We start from the raw sequence: 20,320 nt of genomic DNA on the forward strand, positions 1-20,320 counted from the left end.
CATCAATTAAGAAGAGGGCCAGTATAGCCCTCTTTCGTTTCAATTTCATTTGAAAGTCATTATTTGAAACTTGTTATAAGTCGTGCTCTGTACGTGCGATGATGTCATCCTGCGCGTCTGGAGACAATGCAGTAAAGAACGCTGAGTATCCTGCAACGCGAACCACGAGATCGCGATACTGTTCAGGATTACGTTTGGCTGCCAATAAGGTGTCTCTCGATACGATATTGTATTGAACGTGCCACCCCTTATGATGATTGAAGAAAGTTCGAATCAACATGGATAGCTTCAGTTTGTCGCTTTCCGACTGCACAGCAGCAGGAGAAAGTTTCTGATTCAACAACACGCCTCCAAGAATCTGATTTGCTTGGATTTTGGCCACTGAGTTGTATACAGCCGTTGGTCCCAAACGATCTGAGCCAGACGAAGGGCTTGCTCCTTCAGCAAGTGGAGTTGACGCTTTTCTGCCATCAGGCGTTGCCATCGTCGAGGCTCCGAATGGCACGTTAGCAGAGATACTAGAGGTCCCCGCATAGTACCCACCACCAATCGGGCCTCGTCCATGTCGGGTATTAACGAATTGTTTAAGCTCATCAATGTAAACTTGATACGCTTGCGCTAGTAGATGGTCAACAGCGTCATCGTCGTTGCCATATTTAGGCGCAAAGTTAATCAGCTGGTGGCGCAACTGTTCTTGTTGTGAACCTTCAAAGTTCTCCGCCAGCGCTTTCGCCAATTCCGGCTGGCTGATCTGCTTTTCATCGAACACCAGATGCTTGATGGCTGCCAAGCTATTGCCTAAGTTTGCGATACCTACTTGTAATCCGGATATCCAATCATACTTCGCACCGCCTTCCTTGACGGTTTTGCCACTTGGTAAGCAATTATCAACCAACGAGGAGCAAAAGATATCGTGCGCCTGCTGCTCTAGCACAGAGTCGACAACGGTATCAATTTCAATCGACTTTCTGGTGTAGTAGCGGATTTGATCTGCCCAGCTGTGCATCACTTCATCCATACTAGCGAAATTGTTTTTCTCTAGTGATTTACTGTGAGGTAAGAAGCACTCTCCAGACGTGGCGTCGACACCTTCATTTAACGCGGCCAATAGGATTCGAGCAAAGTTAATAAAGCTCATACCGGTGCAGCGATAACCCCACTTACCAGGGACCGCGGTTTCAATACAACCAATCGACGCATAGTTGTAGGCATCTTCTCGCTCGACCCCTAGTTTTATAAACTCAGGAATAACGATTTCATCGTTGTTAAACGCTGGCATACCAAAGCCACACTTAATGACTTCGATACAACCCATTAAGAACTCTTGATTCAGGCCTTCGTGATAGCGAACACTCAAGTTAGGCTGCGTGGAGCGGAGTTGACCACATGACTCAAGAATTGCCCAAGAGAGTGGGTTGACCGCATCCATTGGCACTCCATTCTCATCAAGCTTTTGACCGCCAATACACACATTTTGATAAAGGGGAGAACCTGCTGAGGCTTTAGAATGAGCCCCTGAGCGTATTTTGTTTACTTCCAACAGCTTTAACCAACAGCTTTGCAGTAGCTCTGTGGCCAAGCTAGGTTGTAAGGAGCCATTGTTGATATCGGTGATGTAGAAATCATTGAGATATTGGTCCATACGACCAAATGACACCGAGTGACCGTTTGATTCGATTTGCAGCATCAATTGCACAAAGTAGCAGAGCTGTAATGCTTGCCAGAAGTTGCAAGGTGGATGATAAGCAATGTGTTCACAGTTTGCGGCAATGGTTTCAAGCTCTAGTTTGCGTTGAGTATCCGACTCCTGTTGCGCCATGTTCAATGCCAACTCCGAGAAACGCAAAATGTGTTGCTGAATTGCACGTAACACAATATCGACCGACTTATAAAACTGCTCTTTCTTAAGTCCTTCATAAGTGGAAATATCGTTATTTAAACGATGATCGTCCACCTCGGTAATGAGCCCATCTAAACCAATGGCGAGGATCTTTTCGTTATCGACCGCCAAGTGAGCGTCACCGGATGTCATATTACCTTCGGCTTTGATAATGGTCGTTGCCAAGATGGCTTGCTGCTCATCGGTGAATAGACCATAGCAACGATCCTGTACCGTTTTACCTCGCCAATATGGGGTAAGGGCGTGGATAATGTCTTTGTCTTGCTCTGTGACAGCAAAGCCTGCTCCTGGTCGGTCAGCAAGCTCATCAATCTCTGCTTCAACCCAACGTACGGTGTACTCAGGGAAGATTGGCGCCGCGCGCAGTTTGCTGGCTTGGTTACCCACAATTAGCTCATTATTATCGATCCAGATTGTACGTGTCGCTAAATGTTCTTCCAGTGCTAGTGCACGTTGGACGATAACAGGCTTGTCTTCATTCTGCTGGTAGACTTTGGTGTATGCTTGCGCACGCTCGGTACAAATAGGTGGCGTAATAATATTAACCAGAGCTTTCTTATGTTCTTGAATACGCTTAGGTAAGTAATTGAGTTCCATAGTCATTAGCCTCTTACAATCACGTTGATACGTGGATACTGCTTGGCGTACTGTTGCGCGTATTCAAGCAGCTCGGGGTTGTTGAGTGGTTTGTCGGAGCATAAATAGGGCATGTCCAACAAACGGTATTTATTGATGCCTAGTGTGTGATAGGGCAGCAGGTGTAGTTCGGTGCAGTTTTCGATATCAGCTGCGAAATCAATAATGTCTTCGAGCTCTTCGGGAGAGTCATTAAAGTCTGGGATTACGGGTACACGAATGATGATTCGTTTTGCAATAGGCGCTAGTTTGTGGAAGTTGCTCTTAATACGTTTCAGCGAACCCTGTGCCCAGTCCAAGAATTTTGTTTCATTGGTGTGTTTAAGATCGGTTAGCCAGCAATCAATATAGGGCGCTGCTTGTTCAATGTTTTTCCACGGTACATGCATACACGTTTCTACAGCCGTATTTACGCCTTCAGCTTGGAGTTGCTTGGCTAAGGATGCCACTAAATCCGACTGCATCAATGGTTCGCCACCAGAGAAAGTCACCCCGCCACTACTTTGATCATAAAACGGCTTATCCTTCATTAAGGTATCGAACAGCATTTTTTGTTGAGCATCTTCTCCACACACGGTTAACGCTTGTGTCGGGCACACATTTCGCAAAGCAATGATTTGTGAATCATCAAGGGTATCTCTGTTTATCTTGATGCCTTCTGGTGTAGCTTCAATTGAAGGGCAAGCGTCCGAGCAGCGATGACAGTCACTTAAACAGCTGCGTTTATCGAATAGCACAGAATGCTTAGCACTGCGACTTTCTGGGTTTTGGCACCAGGGGCAAGCCAAGCTACATCCTTTGAGAAACAGTAGGCTTCGAATACCATCACCATCATGAGTAGAGAATCTTTGGATATTAAAATACATGTGCCATCCAATCTTTCATTTTAAGAAGTTGTATACTTTCATTAAATGAAACTTTAACTCTTCATATGAAGATTGTCTTGATCAAAATCAAGATCCATCAAATTGGCAAGATCTATATTGTTGGTAACTTGATAATGTTCAAATAAAGGTTTGAGAATAGAAGATGATTGAACTCTATTTAGATACGGCGGATGTCAGCGAGACCGCACGTTTTAACCAATGTTTCCCGTTAAAGGGAGTGACCACCAACCCGACGATTGTCGCTAAATCTAAGGTGGGGCTCACGACGACACTTGCTAATATGACAGAAGTATTGGGTGATACGGCGCGTTTTCACGCTCAAGTGGTGAGTAAAGATCCTCATTCAATGTTAGCGGAAGCAAAGAAGCTAAGTGAACTTCCTTACGATATGGTGATAAAAGTTCCCGCTACGGAGGCAGGGTTAGCTGCTATTAAGTTAATGAAACAAGAGGGTATTCAGGTTCTAGCTACAGCAATATACACAGTGCAGCAAGGATTCATGGCTGCATTGTGTGGCGCCGATTATCTTGCGCCTTACGTTAACCGTATTGATGCTATGAATGGTGATGGCGTTGCAGTGGTTCGTGACCTTCAATTGCTGATCGAAAAACATGGACTTTCAACAAAAATCCTCGCTGCAAGCTTCAAGAATGTCCAGCAGGCGATGGATGTGATGAAGTTGGGAATTGGTGCAATTACTTTACCAGTTGATGTGGCGGCGCAAATGTTCTCGCATCCAGCCATTGAACCAGCAGTAGCACAGTTTGATAAAGATTGGTTGGAAGTGTTTAGTGACAAGCTTTCATTTGAAAGCTAGTAAAGCCAATTAGCCCTCCATGGCTAAGTGCTGTGTCAGACCAGCGGAGTCGCGGTTAATCTAGATTATGATCACTAGTACGACTTTCGCTTAGTGCTTTCTTAAAGTCTTTAATTGAGCTCCCTACATCGCTGCCAATCGTACTCAGCTTTCTGGTTCCAAATAATATCGCGATAATTAAGGCTATTATCGCGAGCTGCCAAACACTAATTCCACCCATGATAGTCTCCCGTGTTCATATTGGTGAGATACCTGAAATGCGTTTAAACAGACTCACGGTATATAGGCTGGCTTGCACAGCGTAGCGCACCACCAAGCATTGAGGGCATATCAAATTCGACCTCGATGACATTGTGTCCGTGCTTGCGAACTTCATTGATTACACGTTGATGTGCTTTGTCCATAATGCACGTATCTGGGCTAATAGGCAGCCCATTGGCCGCTAACCAACGGGCTTCTTTCTCATTAACATCAATAAAGGTGTAGTGAGCCAAGCTTTCAGGCAAATCGGATTTAATCCAATCTCGACAAATCAATGCTAGGTTAGGACTTAGTAATGATAGTGCGCAATCGAGGTGTAACGCTTTCTCATCAAGCATTAAAGGCGTGATCGTGTATTCGTCACCGTACATTGATTCGAGCCATTCATAGCCATTCATGTTGGAGCCTTCACCAATGCCAAGATAGATGTTTTTTCCGTCTACAAAGAAATCACCGCCATCTAGGCAAATGTTTTCCGAGTTTGCTCGTTCATTAGCAATGGCATCGTTGGTAAAAATATCCAGTCCTGCCTGTGGTGCAGAGAGGTATTTACATTGTTTTTGTTTCATGAGGTTGGAATAAAATCCGGTGAACGCATATTGCTGCTTGCGCTTAAAACTCATACGAAGGGAACTGACGATGACGTTGTTGCCAACTGTACAAAATACATCTCTAGGCCATATTTGATCGATTGTGCTGTCAATATAATGCGCATTTTTGCCTTCAATGGCCTTTGGCCTAATAACTTTCACTCCTTGTTGTTCTAGTGCTGAAACAAATCCTTCAACTTGGCTGACGAGTTTCTCATAGCCTTCAACACCGTATACATCTCCCCATGTTGAATTTGGGTTCTCTTTTAGGAATGTCACTGTTTCTGGTTTAAGCCAAGGCATATTTCTTTCGTAGCCATCGCTATAGTTAAAGTATTTATCATCAAACTTCGGGGTGCGTCCGACGATCACCTCTTTTAGCCTGCCATATTCGCTTGTCACATGAATACGCTTCGCGGTGTCTGCAAGGCTTGTACTTTTTGTAGCAACGGTATCGGTCTTTAACGCATTTGCTAACGCCTTAGGTGCGACAACAGCGGCGCCTGTGACAGCGGCGGCTGCGCCAGTGAGTGAAAAGAACTTTCTGCGAGTCATTGAAGTTGTCATTGGTTTGCTCCTGTTGGTTTAGATGGAGCTACAATACTTATGAAATAGTGAAAGGTTAAATAAGTTAGTTTAAATAAAATTTAAAGATGGTAGGGTGAAAACGGACATTTATATTAGGGAGCGAACGGATGTTAAGTACTGAACAGTTGTTTATCTTTAAGACTGCAGCCGAGCAAGGTTCCTTTTCCGCAGCGGCAAGATTACTCAACAAAACGCCTGCGGCTATCAGCATTTCGATATCAAACCTTGAAATCCAATTAGGTATCGATCTCTTTGATCGTTCGACTAAGTATCCCCGGTTGACCTCAGCAGGAGAAAGGCTTTACCAGCAATGCACTTTACTAGTTAGACATATCGAGCGAATTGAGAGTGCGGCCACTAGCTATGCTCAGCAAGTGGAAGACAAAGTGACAATTGGTATAGATAGATTAATACCTAGCTGCATGATTGAGTCTGGCCTGCAAAAACTAGCAAGCGATTTTCCAAATACCGCTATCCATATTGTGAGAGATACTAATGCCAACTTACAATCCCGAATTGAGCTTCATGAACTGGACCTCGTTTTGCAATGCGCGACGGCAGCTGAACCAAAATCATTGGAGTTTTTTGATATCGCACTCATGGAAATGTGCTGTGTTTGTGCGCCGGATAGCGATTTAGCGGATACTGCAATCGTCGATAACGAGGCTCTATTAACCCGTCGTCAGATTTGTTGTGAAAGCATGATTGAAAACCCTTCACTATCACTTCAAGGACGCTTATCTCCTGAAATCTGGGTGATGACGGATCAGGAGGATGTATTGAATATGGTGGAACAAGGTTTAGGCTGGGCATTTGTTCCCAAGGTTCTAGCAAAGCAACGACAAGAGGTTGGATCCTTGCTCATTATTAATCCAGAGTTTTCCTGTACCGAGATTCTGTGCCGAATTGATCTTTGGTGCGCACCAAGTAAGAACCAGGGGCGAGTCGTAAAACAGCTCGTTGGCCAAATCAAACAGATAGCGAATTTTTGACGTGGTTAATGGTACCAGAGCATCATCACTCTGGCACCTGTGGTCATTCTTAAGCCTTAACGTATCGATTCTTAACAATACAATCAGCGTAACGTTCTGCTGAGACATTTTGGAACTTCAATGGTTTATCGAGCTCGCCAAACAATGGAATGCCGCCGCCAAGCAGAACGGGAATGGTGGTGATTATCATCTCATCAATTAGATCTTCCGCTAAGAAACTCTGAATCGTCTTACCGCCATCAATGTAGAGGTTTTTGTAGCCTTTCGAGTTCAAGTCACTAACGATGTCGCTTAGCTTACCTTTCACCAAAAAGACTTTGTCTTCATAGCCTTCAGGCACTTTAGTAAGTGTATTACTTAACACAAATACTGGCTTAGAGTAGGGCCACTTAATACCAAAACTCAGAACGATTTCTAGAGTGTTTCTGCCCATGACGAGCCCATCAACTCGGTCCATAAACTCCGCAAAACCAAAATCTGAGCCCTCAGGGTTTGGCACATCATGTAGCCAATCGAGACCGTTATTTTTGTCTGCGATATAGCCGTCTAGACTGGTTCCGATGTATACGATATTTGCCATTGTTGAGACTCCGCTATTTGATATTAAAGGTCATTTTGCTATAATTCTACAGTGTAGAAATTAATATTAGTTTAGCTAGGATCTTTTATGACTGTCAAGGCCAAAAAAAGGGGACGTCCAACTAAAGGTAATGTCACGCTGAGCAAAGAAGTGATAGTGGAAAACGCAAAGCGCTTGATGCAAATGGATGGAAAGATCCCAAGTATCAGAAGGCTAGCTACTGAGCTGAATATAGATGCGATGGCCATCTACTATTACTTCAAAAACAAGGATGAGTTGCTAGAAGCTGTAGCAGTATCTTTGGTTGAGGGGATATATCTGCCGGAGGAAGGACGAGAATGGCAACAGGAGTTACAGCAACTGGGTTGGAGTTATCTTGATCTATTGGGACAATATCCGGGCTTGCTAGAAACACTGTTCAAGATGAAAACAGCAGGACCCGCTAATGTATTTATCAGTCGGTTCAATCAAGTTATTGAGGAACTTGATCTATCTACGACAGAGAAACAAAACGCAGTGAGTCTGCTTGCGGATTATTTGCATGGGTTCGCATTCTCTATGCAGTTTTCCGAGATTGACCAGCAAGCGAAATACGACATTTATCAGGGGTCAATAACGCTGTATTTAAAAGCTGTGACACCTTCACTTTCCTCCTAGCAGCCAGCGGAGTAAGGTAGTCAATATCGAGTTTCACAAGGATGAGAGACATGTACGACTTTATTGTGGTTGGTGGTGGCATTGTAGGTGTATCAACCGCATGGCAGCTTAAGCAGCGTTATCCCGACAGTTCTGTTCTGGTTGTGGAAAAAGAATCGCATGTGGCGCAGCATCAAACCGGACACAATAGCGGCGTTGTTCACGCAGGTGTTTACTATCAACCCGGCAGTTTAAAAGCGGATTTCTGTAAGCGTGGTCTTAAAGCGACGATAGAATTTTGTCATCAACACCAAATACCCGTTGAAAACTGTGGCAAGCTACTTGTTGCGACCTCTGAGCTAGAAATGCAACGGATGCAGTGTTTGTATCAACGCTGCCTACAAAATGGAATTGAGGTCGAGCTTATCGATCAAAAGCAGTTAGCAGCGTTAGAGCCCAATATATCGGGATTGGGAGCTATTCGAGTGACCGAAACTAGCATTGTTGATTATCGAAAGGTTACCGAAGTGATGGCACAGCAATTTTCGCTATTAGGTGGTGTAGTGCAGCTATCAACGTCTGTAAAAGCGATGCAGGAGTATGACGACCATGTGACGTTAACCTGCTTGCAAAACGGCCTTTTGAACACTCTTAAATGTCGACAACTAGTGGTTTGCGCAGGTTTAATGGCGGATCGAATGGCCACTATGATAGGTATTAAAACCGACTTCCAAATCATTCCTTATCGCGGTGAATACTATCGGCTTGCTGATAAGCATCGTGATGTTGTTAACCACCTTATCTATCCTATTCCCGATCCCGAGCTACCTTTTTTAGGTGTTCACTTAACAAAAATGATCGATGGCTCTATTACTGTTGGCCCTAATGCAGTGCAAGGTTGGAAACGAGAAGGTTACGGCTCATTTAACATTAGTTGGCGTGACTGTTGGCAAATGCTGACATTTTCAGGTTACTGGAAAGTTACGTTGCAGCATTTAACTACTGGGTTATATGAGTTCAAAAATTCCATTTGGAAGCCCGGATACTTAGGGTTAGTGCACAAGTACTGCCCGTCGATTGTCTTGGATGATCTTAAACCTTACCCCGCCGGAATTCGTGCACAGGCCGTCAAAGCAGATGGGTCGTTAGTGCACGACTTTTTATTTGCTCAAACTTCTAGAAGCTTGCATGTCTGTAACGCACCTTCTCCGGCAGCGACATCCGCCATACCGATTGGAGAGTATATTTGTGACAAGGTAGCGCAGCAACTTGTTGATTTTAAGCTGTAAAGCTTTAGTCATGAATGGTCTGCATACTTAACGATACCTTTCTCAATTTGAATAAGTGAACGTGTTATGACCATAGAAATCCGTATTGCCCACTCTGATGATCTGCCTTCAATCCTGCCTTTGTTTTGGGATGATAAGCCTGAATTAAAGCAAGCTTGCGATGAGCAAATTACTGACGATATGTATCGGATATTTGACCATTTTGCGACATCTAAGGATCATTTCCTGTATGTCGCTACTATTGATGACAACGTCGTTGGGACGTTGCAACTGAGTTTTATTCCTCAATTTACCTATAACGGCGAAATACGAGCTAATATTGAAGGCGTGTTTGTCGCAAATCATGCTCAAGGAAAAGGCGTAGGGGCTACTTTGGTTGAGTTTGCTATTGAGCAATCTAGATATCAAGGGTGCAAGATAGTTCAACTTGTTAGCAATCAAGTTCGTGAACGTGCCCATCAGTTTTATGAGCGTCTTGGTTTCGAGAAAAGTCACTACGGATTCAAATACTATATGGAATAGGTCAATGATCAGAGAGTTTAGCGAAGAAGATTTAGACAGTGTGTTAAAGATTTGGCTCAGCGCGTCAGTAGAAGCGCATGATTTTGTTGAGCCGCTATTCTGGCACCAACGTGTAGACGATATGCGTAACAAATACCTTCCGAACTCAGATACCTTTGTATATGAGCGAGCCGGACGGGTTTTGGGGTTTTATTCTTTGGTAAATTCTAATTTAGCGGCCTTGTTTGTTGACCCGCAAGCACAAGGCGACGGCATTGGGATGCGTTTAATAACGGATGCCAGAGAGAAAAGCCAGGCGTTATCCCTGTCGGTGTATAAACACAACTGTCGTGCAATAGGCTTTTATCATCGTTGTGGTTTTAGCATTGTTGATGAAAGCCTTGACCCCCACACAGGTCACATTCAATTGACAATGTCGGGCTAACTGTCTGGTTCCCTGAATATCAACGAGTTAAACTGTTTCTCCAACGAAATGGACGGTGAAATAAGCAATGTTTAACTTCGATGAGATTGTAGAGCGTAGAGGTACCCATTCGGCCAAATGGGATGAGATGGAGAGTAGTTTTGGTGTTTCTCCTGATGAAGGGTTACCCATGTGGGTCGCTGACATGGATTTTAAAGCACCGCCTGCCGTCAATCAGGTTTTAATGGAAGCCGCGGATAACGGGGTTAATGGTTACTATGGTGATGACCATCGCTATAGAAATGCCGTTATTACTTGGATGAGTAAACGACACCAATGGAGTGTTCAGCCCGAGTGGATAGTAACCTGTGCAGGATTGGTACAAGGTACGGCACTCTGCGTTCAGGCGTATAGTAAGCCTGGCGATGGCGTTATTTTGTTTACTCCTGTCTACCATGCTTTTTCGCGCGTTATCAATGCCAATCAACGAGTTGTGGTAGAGAGTCCGCTAGTACAGGAAGACGGTCACTACAAAATGGATCTACCAGCTTTAGCGGCTAATCTTAATGGCCGAGAAAAGATGGTGATCTTGTGTTCCCCTCATAATCCCGGCGGCCGTGTTTGGAGTGCGGATGAAATTCGTGAGGTGGCCGAGTTTTGTGCTCAGCATGACTTGATATTAGTAGTGGATGAAATTCATCATGATCTGGTTTTCCCTCCTAATAAGCACATTGTGGCAACACTTGCAGCTCCTAAACATGAACAGAATATGGTTATCCTTGCGGCGACAACTAAGACATTTAACATCGCTTCCGCTTTGACCGGTGCCGCCATCATTCCAAACGAAACGTTACGAGCGCAGTATACGAGTGTTCTTAATGCTGCCGGTGTTGGTCCTAACCGTATCGGTATGCTGATGGCAACGGCCGCTTATGAACAGGGTGAAGCATGGTTGGAAGCGCTGGTGGAATACTTGGATGAAAACCGTCGTCTCTTTGATGAAGCGATTAATGCTATTGATGGATTGCAATCTATGACTTTGCAAGCGACGTATTTATCGTGGGTAGACTTTTCAGGTACAGGTTTAACCCCTGATCAAGTGATTGAAAAAGTCCAGAGCGAGGCAAAAATTGCTGCGAACCATGGTTCGTCATTCGGTACGGGCGGTGAACAGTTTTTGCGATTTAATCTAGCAACACCGAGAGCGCGAGTGGTAGAAGCCATTGAGCGACTACAGCGAGTATTCGCTTAGCCTGATATCACTAAAATGGTGGCGCGACTTACTATTGGTAACCCTGATACCAGACGACGTGTCAGGGTTACTTAAGTAACATACCCCTTGCTACTGGTTTTGCCATAACAGAGTCGCTAAAGTGATGATGTTCAACAGAAATGAGAGGCAATACCATGTCTAATGTTAAGAAGTGGCCAGCAATTGACCCAGAGAAAGTTGCTAAATATAAACATATTTGGGAAAACGTATCGGCAGCAGATAACCTTGATCCTGAAGTAGCGGCTTACTTAGCTCGTGTTAAAGAGCAAGGTGGTGGCAAAGGTATCGAGCAGATGAGTTTCATCAATAAAGATTACCTAGGCTTCTATCAAGCGCCGTTCTCGCAAGATTTGGATAACACAGATGTTGTTATCTATGGAATGGGTATTGAGAAATGCTCTCCAACTGGTTCTTCTCACAAGTTCGCACCACAGCGTCTACGTCACCTGAGTAAAATGGGGATGGGAACGGTTGGTGATAACGGTGAAATTCCATTCGAATGGTGCCGCGTTTCTGACTATGGTAACTGGGACAGCTTAGGTCAATTTGAACTCAAAGCAGAAGTCGAGCAGTTAACCGAGCTTCTACACCACATGGTGGTCGAAAAAGACTGTACTCCACTGATTTTTGGTGGTGACCACACAATCCCATATCCAACGATGCGTGCGCTTGGTGAGAAGTATGGTCCTTTGCGAGTGATTCACTTCGATGCACACTATGACTTGTCGACACGTGCAGACTTTGATTACCCGTACACATCAGGTCACTGGTTACCAAAGCTTTACTCTGAAGGTCTAGCGGACCCAGAGCGCACGGTACAAATTGGTATGCGTGGTCGTCAAACAGCATTAGTAAAAGGTAATCATATTGCATTTGGGACTACAGGTTTCACGACCAATGAAGTTTACGAGCAAGGCGTAGACGCTGTTGCGGATAAGATCATCGAGCTATGTGGTGACGGTGGTCCGGTATACTTTACATTTGATCTTGATGCTCTGGATACTGCATTCTGTCGTTCAAACTCAAGCCCAGATCCGTTCGGCCTTACTCACCTGCAAGTTTACGATATCATTCGTAAAGTAAAGGCATCAGGCAAAGTACGTTTGGTGGGAGCAGATATTGCAGAATACACGCCTGATACAGATCCAACTGACAAAGATGGCATCATTGCTGCTGGTTTTGGTTGGGAACTTCTATGCTGGTTAGCTGAAGAGCGCAAGAAAGAAAACGGTGGTGAGAATCGCCACACAGTTTGGCATCAAGCATTCGGCTCAGTGTCACTGTAATATATTGATTATGAATAGTAAAAACCATCGCTGCAGCGGTGGTTTTTTTATGCCTGCCACAACAAAATAATCTTGTCCAAACGACAAAAAATCAGATTAGTTCAAACGCATCAACTTTGCTTCAATAGCGCCCGAAAGATTGCTGTTAATCTTATTTCCAATTAAGGGTTCAAAATGTTTGCTATTGATGATGTTGTTGTTGCAACAAAAGGTATCGATCTAGGTCAGATGGTTGTTACTGGTTTGAGCAGTGGTGGCTACTACGTTCACGTTAAAGTAGACGGCATGTCTCTAACTTACCCAGCACGTGATCTTAAGAAAGCATAATCACTTTCAAGATTGAGAAAAAAGGTAGCCAAGGCTACCTTTTTTAGTTTTTATCCCATCCATTAGAGCTGCTCTTCAATGGGTAGTATGCCACTGAACCACGCGCCCATTTTGCGCCAGACACTGGCATCAGGCTCAGAGGTGAGTGTTTTACCTGTTGAATGATCTATCCAAACCACATCACCATCCTTGACGGCAATCTCATACGCAGTAGTGGGTATTTCTCGCATAATCTCATCATAGACCTTTTGTGCGTATTCAGGCTGTTCAACAACAACGCCCATTTCCGTATTCAAGTGCGCGGAACGTGGGTCTAAGTTCATTGAGCCTACAAAGATCTTGGTTTTGTCGATAACCATGGCTTTAGTGTGCAGGCTTGAACGGCTGCTCCCTGTCAGGCTCCAATTCTTCTTGATTTCGGCATGGGATTTCACTTCCCATAGTTGCACGCCGCCTTCCACTAAATCTTTACGGTATTTGGCATACCACCCGTGAACGGCAAATACATCATTGGAAGCCAGTGAGTTTGTTATAATGACGACTTCTAGGCCATCCTTGACGGCATTCACCAAGTCTTGGGTACCACGCTCCGTGGGAACGAAGTAGGGTGAAATGAATACTAAAGAGGTTTCCCCTTCATCTAATACGGCGCCTAGGCTATCGATTAGGGTGCTCTGTTTGCTGTCCGGTTTATTAGGCAGATCATATAACAAGTCACTTTCACCCCAATACAAATCAATGGTTCCATTGATGAGATCGGTATAAAGAGGCAGCTTAGCAAAATCATAAATACCGCCTGAGAACTTCGCTTCTAACCCTAGATTTTTAACCCAAGTATCTACATCTGCGTCGGTGTAGTGTTCCATCTGAGGTGTTATCCATTCAATAGGGACGCTGTAATCACTATTCCAATAAAGATCAAATTGGCGATTTACTTGTCGAACCGATTTCCCAACCATAAGTAGATCTAAATCGGCAAACTCGACCGTTGATTCGATGGAGTAGTATTCGTTACCAACGTTTCTTCCACCAACAATGGAAACCACGCCATCTACGGTCAGCGACTTATTGTGCATTCGGTGGTTGAGTCGCTCAAAGTCACTAAGCATTGCGATACCACGAGCGGATCGCAAGTGATGCGGGTTAAACATGCGTACTTCAATATTCGGATGACTGCTGAAGCGCACTAGGTCGCTGTCATCGTACTTTTGCATGTCATCCAGTAACAACCTAACTCTAACGCCACGTTCAGCTGCTTCGAACAGACGCCAAGCAATTAAGTTGCCGGCTTCATCATCACGGAAAATATAATATTGAACATCAATGCTAGATTGCGCGGTTTCAATTATCGCTAGACGAGCAAGCAGTGCATCATGACCTTTGTCTAGTGGATAGAATCCAGTCTCAGTGGTCAAGGAGTGTGAGGCGACTTCTCGTGAGAAATAGTCGTCCAAGCGTGTGGGTGTGTCGTTGATGATTGTGTAGGACGGGGATTTTTCGTACCTCGATGGATCAATGCTTGATGATACACACCCGCTTAAGGCAATAATCAGTAAAACAGAAAACAGGTTTTTTATAGACAAAAAATTGAGCATAGTTAAAGTGTTACTTTAAATTGTGATTTCCTAAAAATGCAGAGCGAGTTTAGCCACTTCCATTGGCAAATGCACTGTATCCTCAGGCTTTTGACTGATATTTTTCACACTTGATCAATCTAAGGTTAATAGAAACCCGCTCAGTTGCATAGCAATTGCTGATATCAGTTTATAGAAAATTAACTGCCATTATTTAAGGAGAGATTATGGCTGGACTTGGTTCAAACAAATACACGCTGTTTGGAGTTGCTGCAATATTATTGTGGAGCACGTTAATGGCATTGACTCGTAATATTGCCGAGTTGTTTGGGCCAATTGGTGGGGCAGCAATGCTGTACACTGTGAGTACCATTTCACTTGCTATGGTGATGGGGGGTCCTAAGTTATCAGACTTCAATCGCAAATATCTGTTACTAGGTGGGGCACTTTTTGTAAGCTACGAAATCTTCTTGGCTCTCGCGCTAGGAATGGCAAATGACCGTCATCAAGCGATGGAAATGGCGGTGATCAACTATCTGTGGCCAGCCCTAACGGTATTGCTTGCCGTTGTATCGACTAAACGCAAAGTCAGTGCTCTGGTGTATCCAAGTGTATTGGTGGCTTTTGTTGGCGTCGCATGGTGTATTTCGGGGGACTCTGGTCTAGCGTTGTCTGTACTTGCAGCAAATATTGCGACGAATCCGATTACCTATTTTATGGCATTTAGTGCGGCGTTTATTTGGGCATTTTACTGTAATATCACTCCGAAAATGAGTAATGGGAAGAATGCCATAGTATTATTTTTCGCCGCGACAGCCATCACCCTGTGGATTCAATATGCATTCAGCTCTGAAAGTGGAATGACATTTACGCTCTCATCTGTATCAACATTATTGATATCAGGTGTAGTCATGGGAGCGGGTTATGCACTGTGGAATCAAGCTATCATTGGCGGAAATATGGTGCTTCTTGCGACCTTCTCTTACTTTACGCCAGTATTTTCGACGATCTTCTCTTCATTCTATTTATCGGTTGCTCTAGGCGCTTCATTTTGGCAAGGCGTGGCATTAGTAACGATAGGGTCACTTGTGTGTTATTGGGCCACCAAAGAGAAGCCAGAGCATGAAAATGCTCCGGCTTAATTAAAGCTATATTGAATTTGAGTTAAGCGTTAGACGTTGATACTTGCTTACTTTGTGGGCTAGAAAGCTGTTCACATGCGTCCTTTAACATGACGGCAGGCACCTTAATAAAATACGCTGAGATCAAAATCATCATCATTGGGTCAGCATAGACGCTGTATGCAGCGAATGGGGATTGCTCTAGTACCCAAGCTGCAATGAAGCCCGTCATTACAGCGACACTTAACATGGTGTCCATTTGCCATTGTTTTGTTTCAGCATCAATAAGGTTTGAGTTAAGTGCTACGTTTTTCTTAGCGATATACCACCATGAAAGCGCACATCCGATAACGTTAAACAGTCCAAATATGGTTGCAATAGAGGTATCTACTGGACGGCCACCACCAAACATTGCTGTTACTGCGGAATACAACGACGCCAATACAATCAGTAGAATTACAGAAGCTTTAATGGCGATCACGGTACCTTCAACTGTCGTGCGGCCGTATTTGGCAAGTGTGCTGTTTGGCTTTTTCAACTGTGTCGCAGCAACCAGCGACAATAAAGTTAACAGTAGGCTGACTAATGAGTACACACCATCAAAAGCGATAACTAATGAGCCCATCACCACACCGACAACAAGTCCTGCGATAGCAAAGCCTGTTGCAATAATGGCTGATACTGTCAGAGTTTTTGACTCATTATGTGGATTATTGGGATACATACGATTTACCTTCTTTAAAATCTGTATCCATTGTTGAGCTAGGCTGGTTATCTTTCAAACAAAAGTTTGCTAAACATGACTTGAAAATCTAATGGTGTGAATTAATTTTATGAAAATCAATATATTAGAACGCTTTTCTGGTGTCAGAAATGTTGACGCTCACTGATGGTACTTGGTTTAGAAAGCAAACAAGTATTCACTGACTTGGTCTGCAAGCCAAATCATCGCGGGGTGTTCGGACATACCTGCTGAAGTGAACATGCAATAATCTTCTTGTGTTAGACCATAAGTGTGTTTGATGACTGAGAGTTCTTGCTCTCTTAGGTGCTGTCTTATCAGCGGCTCTGGCAGTACACCCCAAGCTCCCTCGGACAGGATCGTTTTCAACATAAATTCAAAGCTAGAAAACCCAATGTACTTTAGTGAGAAAGGCAATAGTTCTGGGTTATCGCGATGATTGAGGTAAGCGAGGGAAACCTGCATAGAGTCGCGTAGAACTTCATCAGAGACTCGAGGCAGCTTGGAAAGCTTATTATCCGAACGACATACTGACATCATGCGGATTTTACCCAATGGCTGATAGGCCAAACGAGGGTTTTCAACGCGCTCGAAATCAACACCAAACGCGAAATCTACCTGTTTCTTCTCAACAATGTCGGCTAGGTCTCCTGAAGAAACTAGAACCACATTGAAAGAGATGGCAGGAAACTGCTGATTTAAGTGGATTGAGAAATCACGCCACAAGGTGTCTGGCAGTGAGTCATCATGGGCAATGCGTAACTCGGTGGCAAAATCGCCAGAGACTTGCGCACAGGTTTGACGAATGCGCGCCGAAGTAATCAGTAAATTCTCACAGTCTTTGTAGATCGCTTTACCCGTCTCAGACAAAGAGACGTTGTTGCCCGTACGCACAAATAGTTCGGTATCGAGATCTTTCTCTAGTGCTTTGATTGCCATGCTAAGTTTCGTTCTGTTGCAGTCTAGGACTCTTGCAGCCTCAGAGACTGAACCAGTGTCGGCCACTGCACAAAATGCCTCTATTTGAGAAAGATTTATCGACATAGCGGTGAAACTACCTGTTACTTAACGGAACAAAAATCATAGCATGTGTGCCAAAGAATACGAAGATAACACTAGGAATTGATTGGTGTTCTGGTTTAATCTATGCCTAGTTATTAAGGATTAAAGTTTGGTGCCTGAGATATCGTGGTACTAGTAGAAATAATGGAGTGAACTATGTCTAACGAGTGGGATGAGTACGCCGCGACATGGGAAAACAACGAAGCGACGGCAACCTTTGCACAAGCCTGCTTCAAAGAGTTAACTGAACTCACGTCACTTAAGCGTAAATCGGTATTAGACTTTGGCTGTGGAACGGGTCTTTTAAGCCAATTGATGTCTCCTGAGACGAAAGAGATTGTGGCATTGGATGGCTCTGAAGCGATGATCGAAGAGTTAGACAAAAAAGGCTTGGAAAACGTTGAGCCGGTCGTTGATCTTTTGACTCGCGGTTTGGTTGCTCAGCACCCAGCATTTCGCAATCAGTTTGATCTGGTCGTTGCGTCTTCGGTATGCGGCTTTTTAGATAACCTTCAAGAAACGGTTAATATCATTTATACGCTGCTTGATGAATACGGTTTATTTGTTCATTGGGATTGGGTGGCAGAGACAGACAACCAAGATTATGGTTTGACACTGAAGCGAGCAAAAGACACGTTGCTTAATGCCGGTTTTGATAAAGTTGACGTTACGACACCATTTGAAATCGATACTGGCAAAGGTGTGCGAAAAGTGCTGATGGCAGTCGCTCATAAGTAATTACGTTTAACGTATCTGAATTTTAAATAGGTGATGCCATTGGCGTCACCTTTTTTTTGCTACAATTCGCATCCATATTTCTACTTGGGTTTGCTTATATGTCGTTAACTCATCGCACTCTATCAATGTTACTTTCCTTCGCCCTGTTAGCTTTGGTGCTACCGGCTAGGGCATATGCTATTGAATCATCAGATAACAAATCTTCTCGTCAAGCCCACGCTATCATTGTTGATTCTGCTGAGAAAATTGACCAGTTCGACTCAACATCTCATTGGGACTCGGTTAAAAATCTCACTGGTGTTGCTAAAGCCATCGTGATTTTCCCTTCCGGTGGACAAGGCGGTTTTTTACTAGGCATGCAAAGAGGTCAGGGCATATTAATGACCAGACAAGCACACCATTGGAGTCAGCCTGTTTTTATCAATTTCAACAGCTTTATGTTTGGGCTTTTGGCCGGAGCTCAGTCTCTCAGCGGCGTAGGTGTTGTGCTTTCAAATGATGTGCTGTCCACATTACAGCATCAGCCAGTCAAATTAGGGGGAACGGCAGACCTGACTGTTGGTAAAGGTGTCAGTGGCAAAGTGATTGGTGGAACGAGTGGAATCAGTGCCATGATGGTATCTGAAAACAAAGGGCTTTATTTTGGTGGCAGTATTGATACGTTTCAACTGTCCTTAAATGATGAACTTAACAAGGCCTATTATGGGGAGGGTTTTGATTTAGAGCGCGTACTCTCCAACTTTGACGATAACCAAGGTACGGCACAAAGCCTGAGAAAGCGATTGGAAGGTATCTCGTATCGCGCTGTATTTGAGTAGAAAACTCATCGTTAATGTATGAAAAACGGTGTCATTCTTTATAGAGTCATTTAGTATTGTAACGGAAAGGCTAATAGAAGAGTGACGAGATGACGAAGAAACTATCCCTATTACTGATTGCTGGATTAGCACTTGTTGGTTGTACAACCACTACTATCTCACCGCAACCCAATTTATCCTATGGTATTGCTACCACTGGCGATTTCTCTTTCCTGCCAACACAAGGTGTTGCAACTTACGCGTGGAGACCAGACTCTGCTGTGGCGAGAGTATCGGATAATGTTGATGGCGAAAAGTATCTCAAAGTTATTAAAGATCTTATTGATAAAGAGCTTGCCGACAAGGGTTATGTTCAAGTTTCCTCTTCTCAACGTCCTAATATGTTCATGGATTTCGGAATTGCGACGGAATCTGGTATGAACGATCAAGAGATCTTTGAATCGACCCAAATATCTACCGGTATTAAGGTGCAGGCAAAACCTGGTGAGGAAGGTGAGAAAGGCAGTGTCTACGTCGCTGCTTTTGCCCCAGTTGGCGATTTCCCACGTTGGCGAGTGTTGGCGCAGGGGCCTACTGAGGGGCGCATTGATGACCCAAATCAGCAACATGAAATGGAAAGAATCATTACGTCAATGCTCAATTTAATTCCTTCTAGAGCCAATTAGCGCACTGATTTGTTGAGAGGTAGCCAGAAGTAGGTGGTCGTTGTCTTGGCCACCTACTCAAAATTATCCTGAGTTTATTTCGGCATGATTACCGTATCTATGACGTGAATTACACCATTCTTCGCCAGCACGTCGGTAGCAACAACCGTTGCATTATCTACCATTACTTTACCATCCTTCTTAGTAATCATGATGTCTTGCCCTTGAACGGTAGTTGCCTTGTCGAGCCCCATGACGTCAGCTGCCATTACTTTACCAGGAACGACATGATAAGTGAGTATCGCGACTAACTTGTCTTTGTTTTCTGGCTTTAACAAACCTTCAACCGTACCTGCTGGCAATTTAGCAAAGGCTTCGTCGGTTGGAGCGAAGACAGTGAATGGACCGGGGCCTTTGAGTGTATCGACTAATCCTGCTGCTTGAACCGCAGCAACGAGAGTAGTGAACGAGCCATTTTCAGAGGCGACGTCGACAATGTCCTTTCCATGATGTCCTGCACTAGCCGAAAACGAAAATAGAAGCACAGAAAAAAAGGTGATCACACGAGATATAAGGTGTTTCATAGTAGCGTTCCTTGTTTGTTCATATAGGCAGAGCTCTGTTACGTGTTGAG

Annotated in this window: 20 protein-coding genes and 2 pseudogenes; 13 read left to right on the forward strand and 9 right to left on the reverse strand. The window is 44.1% G+C overall.

Features of this window, described 5'->3' with window-relative positions; translation table 11 throughout:
• Positions 1-73: 73 nt before the first annotated feature.
• Both MMA19_RS12555 and MMA19_RS12560 read right to left on the reverse strand, forming a co-directional pair.
• Entirely contained in the window at positions 74-2,497 is a 2,424-nt protein-coding gene (locus MMA19_RS12555) for a formate C-acetyltransferase/glycerol dehydratase family glycyl radical enzyme (protein ID WP_346657539.1), read from the reverse strand.
• Positions 2,498-2,502: 5 nt separating this feature from the next.
• Complete coding sequence (locus MMA19_RS12560) at positions 2,503-3,402, reverse strand: glycyl-radical enzyme activating protein (RefSeq protein WP_124941793.1); 900 nt, start codon at positions 3,400-3,402, stop codon at positions 2,503-2,505.
• Positions 3,403-3,565: 163 nt separating this feature from the next.
• Here MMA19_RS12560 and MMA19_RS12565 point away from each other — a divergent pair, with 163 nt between their 5' ends.
• On the forward strand, positions 3,566-4,240 hold the full coding sequence (locus tag MMA19_RS12565) for a fructose-6-phosphate aldolase (RefSeq protein ID WP_198558681.1): 675 nt from the start codon (positions 3,566-3,568) through the stop codon (positions 4,238-4,240).
• An 85-nt stretch (positions 4,241-4,325) separates the two neighbouring features.
• Here MMA19_RS12565 and tatA read toward each other — a convergent pair.
• Positions 4,326-4,460, reverse strand: a pseudogene (tatA, locus tag MMA19_RS12570) (twin-arginine translocase TatA/TatE family subunit); the annotation flags it as partial.
• A gap of 43 nt (positions 4,461-4,503) precedes the next feature.
• On the reverse strand, positions 4,504-5,658 hold the full coding sequence (locus MMA19_RS12575; RefSeq protein WP_240206362.1) for an arginine deiminase-related protein: 1,155 nt from the start codon (positions 5,656-5,658) through the stop codon (positions 4,504-4,506).
• Between the two features lie 128 nt (positions 5,659-5,786).
• Between MMA19_RS12575 and MMA19_RS12580 the strand changes: the two genes are divergently transcribed.
• Positions 5,787-6,671 carry a LysR family transcriptional regulator gene (locus MMA19_RS12580; RefSeq protein WP_006069215.1) on the forward strand — a complete coding sequence of 295 codons (885 nt, stop codon included), beginning with the start codon at positions 5,787-5,789 and terminating at the stop codon, positions 6,669-6,671.
• Between the two features lie 49 nt (positions 6,672-6,720).
• Here the strand turns inward: MMA19_RS12580 and MMA19_RS12585 are convergent, their stop codons facing one another.
• The gene (locus tag MMA19_RS12585; protein ID WP_240206363.1) at positions 6,721-7,251 is read right to left on the reverse strand and encodes a dihydrofolate reductase family protein; all 531 of its coding nucleotides are present in this window, start codon (positions 7,249-7,251) and stop codon (positions 6,721-6,723) included.
• Between the two features lie 87 nt (positions 7,252-7,338).
• Between MMA19_RS12585 and MMA19_RS12590 the strand changes: the two genes are divergently transcribed.
• From MMA19_RS12590 to MMA19_RS12620, 7 genes are all read left to right on the forward strand, one after another.
• On the forward strand, positions 7,339-7,908 hold the full coding sequence (locus tag MMA19_RS12590) for a TetR/AcrR family transcriptional regulator (protein WP_240206364.1): 570 nt from the start codon (positions 7,339-7,341) through the stop codon (positions 7,906-7,908).
• 41 nt (positions 7,909-7,949) lie between these two features.
• On the forward strand, positions 7,950-9,176 hold the full coding sequence (gene lhgO, locus MMA19_RS12595) for an L-2-hydroxyglutarate oxidase (protein WP_240206365.1): 1,227 nt from the start codon (positions 7,950-7,952) through the stop codon (positions 9,174-9,176).
• Between the two features lie 66 nt (positions 9,177-9,242).
• On the forward strand, positions 9,243-9,698 hold the full coding sequence (locus MMA19_RS12600; RefSeq protein ID WP_124941800.1) for a GNAT family N-acetyltransferase: 456 nt from the start codon (positions 9,243-9,245) through the stop codon (positions 9,696-9,698).
• 4 nt (positions 9,699-9,702) lie between these two features.
• Positions 9,703-10,122 carry an N-acetyltransferase gene (locus MMA19_RS12605; protein ID WP_038226292.1) on the forward strand — a complete coding sequence of 140 codons (420 nt, stop codon included), beginning with the start codon at positions 9,703-9,705 and terminating at the stop codon, positions 10,120-10,122.
• 67 nt (positions 10,123-10,189) lie between these two features.
• Positions 10,190-11,353 carry a MalY/PatB family protein gene (locus tag MMA19_RS12610; RefSeq protein ID WP_124941801.1) on the forward strand — a complete coding sequence of 388 codons (1,164 nt, stop codon included), beginning with the start codon at positions 10,190-10,192 and terminating at the stop codon, positions 11,351-11,353.
• A 155-nt stretch (positions 11,354-11,508) separates the two neighbouring features.
• Positions 11,509-12,660, forward strand: a complete 1,152-nt coding sequence (locus tag MMA19_RS12615; protein ID WP_031494544.1) for an arginase family protein — start codon at positions 11,509-11,511, stop codon at positions 12,658-12,660.
• Positions 12,661-12,834: 174 nt separating this feature from the next.
• Positions 12,835-12,987 carry a hypothetical protein gene (locus MMA19_RS12620; protein WP_006069207.1) on the forward strand — a complete coding sequence of 51 codons (153 nt, stop codon included), beginning with the start codon at positions 12,835-12,837 and terminating at the stop codon, positions 12,985-12,987.
• 62 nt (positions 12,988-13,049) lie between these two features.
• On the opposite strand, the gene MMA19_RS12625 is transcribed toward MMA19_RS12620, so the two are convergent.
• Positions 13,050-14,582 (reverse strand): phospholipase D family protein, encoded by a 1,533-nt coding sequence (locus MMA19_RS12625; RefSeq protein ID WP_198558685.1) that lies wholly within the window; start codon positions 14,580-14,582, stop codon positions 13,050-13,052.
• A gap of 206 nt (positions 14,583-14,788) precedes the next feature.
• Here MMA19_RS12625 and yddG point away from each other — a divergent pair, with 206 nt between their 5' ends.
• Positions 14,789-15,703, forward strand: coding sequence for an aromatic amino acid DMT transporter YddG (gene yddG / locus MMA19_RS12630; RefSeq protein WP_240206366.1), 915 nt, complete (start codon positions 14,789-14,791; stop codon positions 15,701-15,703).
• A gap of 76 nt (positions 15,704-15,779) precedes the next feature.
• Here the strand turns inward: yddG and MMA19_RS12635 are convergent.
• Both MMA19_RS12635 and MMA19_RS12640 read right to left on the reverse strand, forming a co-directional pair.
• A pseudogene (locus MMA19_RS12635) lies at positions 15,780-16,406 on the reverse strand (cation transporter); the annotation flags it as partial.
• 177 nt (positions 16,407-16,583) lie between these two features.
• Positions 16,584-17,462 (reverse strand): LysR family transcriptional regulator, encoded by an 879-nt coding sequence (locus MMA19_RS12640; RefSeq protein ID WP_038221630.1) that lies wholly within the window; start codon positions 17,460-17,462, stop codon positions 16,584-16,586.
• Between the two features lie 180 nt (positions 17,463-17,642).
• On the opposite strand from MMA19_RS12640, the gene MMA19_RS12645 reads away from it, so the two are divergent.
• The 3 genes from MMA19_RS12645 to MMA19_RS12655 all read left to right on the forward strand — a co-directional run bounded on the left by MMA19_RS12645 (position 17,643) and on the right by MMA19_RS12655 (position 19,707).
• Positions 17,643-18,224: a methyltransferase domain-containing protein gene (locus tag MMA19_RS12645; RefSeq protein ID WP_006069202.1), complete on the forward strand. Its 582-nt coding sequence runs from the start codon at positions 17,643-17,645 to the stop codon at positions 18,222-18,224.
• Positions 18,225-18,322: 98 nt separating this feature from the next.
• The gene (locus tag MMA19_RS12650; RefSeq protein ID WP_062455814.1) at positions 18,323-19,042 is read left to right on the forward strand and encodes a lipid-binding SYLF domain-containing protein; all 720 of its coding nucleotides are present in this window, start codon (positions 18,323-18,325) and stop codon (positions 19,040-19,042) included.
• Between the two features lie 89 nt (positions 19,043-19,131).
• Entirely contained in the window at positions 19,132-19,707 is a 576-nt protein-coding gene (locus MMA19_RS12655; RefSeq protein ID WP_240206367.1) for a hypothetical protein, read from the forward strand.
• A gap of 74 nt (positions 19,708-19,781) precedes the next feature.
• Here the strand turns inward: MMA19_RS12655 and MMA19_RS12660 are convergent, their stop codons facing one another.
• Positions 19,782-20,270, reverse strand: a complete 489-nt coding sequence (locus MMA19_RS12660; protein ID WP_240206368.1) for a fasciclin domain-containing protein — start codon at positions 20,268-20,270, stop codon at positions 19,782-19,784.
• Positions 20,271-20,320: the final 50 nt, after the last annotated feature.

Origin of the sequence: Vibrio sp. CyArs1 (genome assembly GCF_022432925.1) — a bacterium.
In the GTDB taxonomy this organism is placed as follows: domain Bacteria; phylum Pseudomonadota; class Gammaproteobacteria; order Enterobacterales; family Vibrionaceae; genus Vibrio; species Vibrio mediterranei.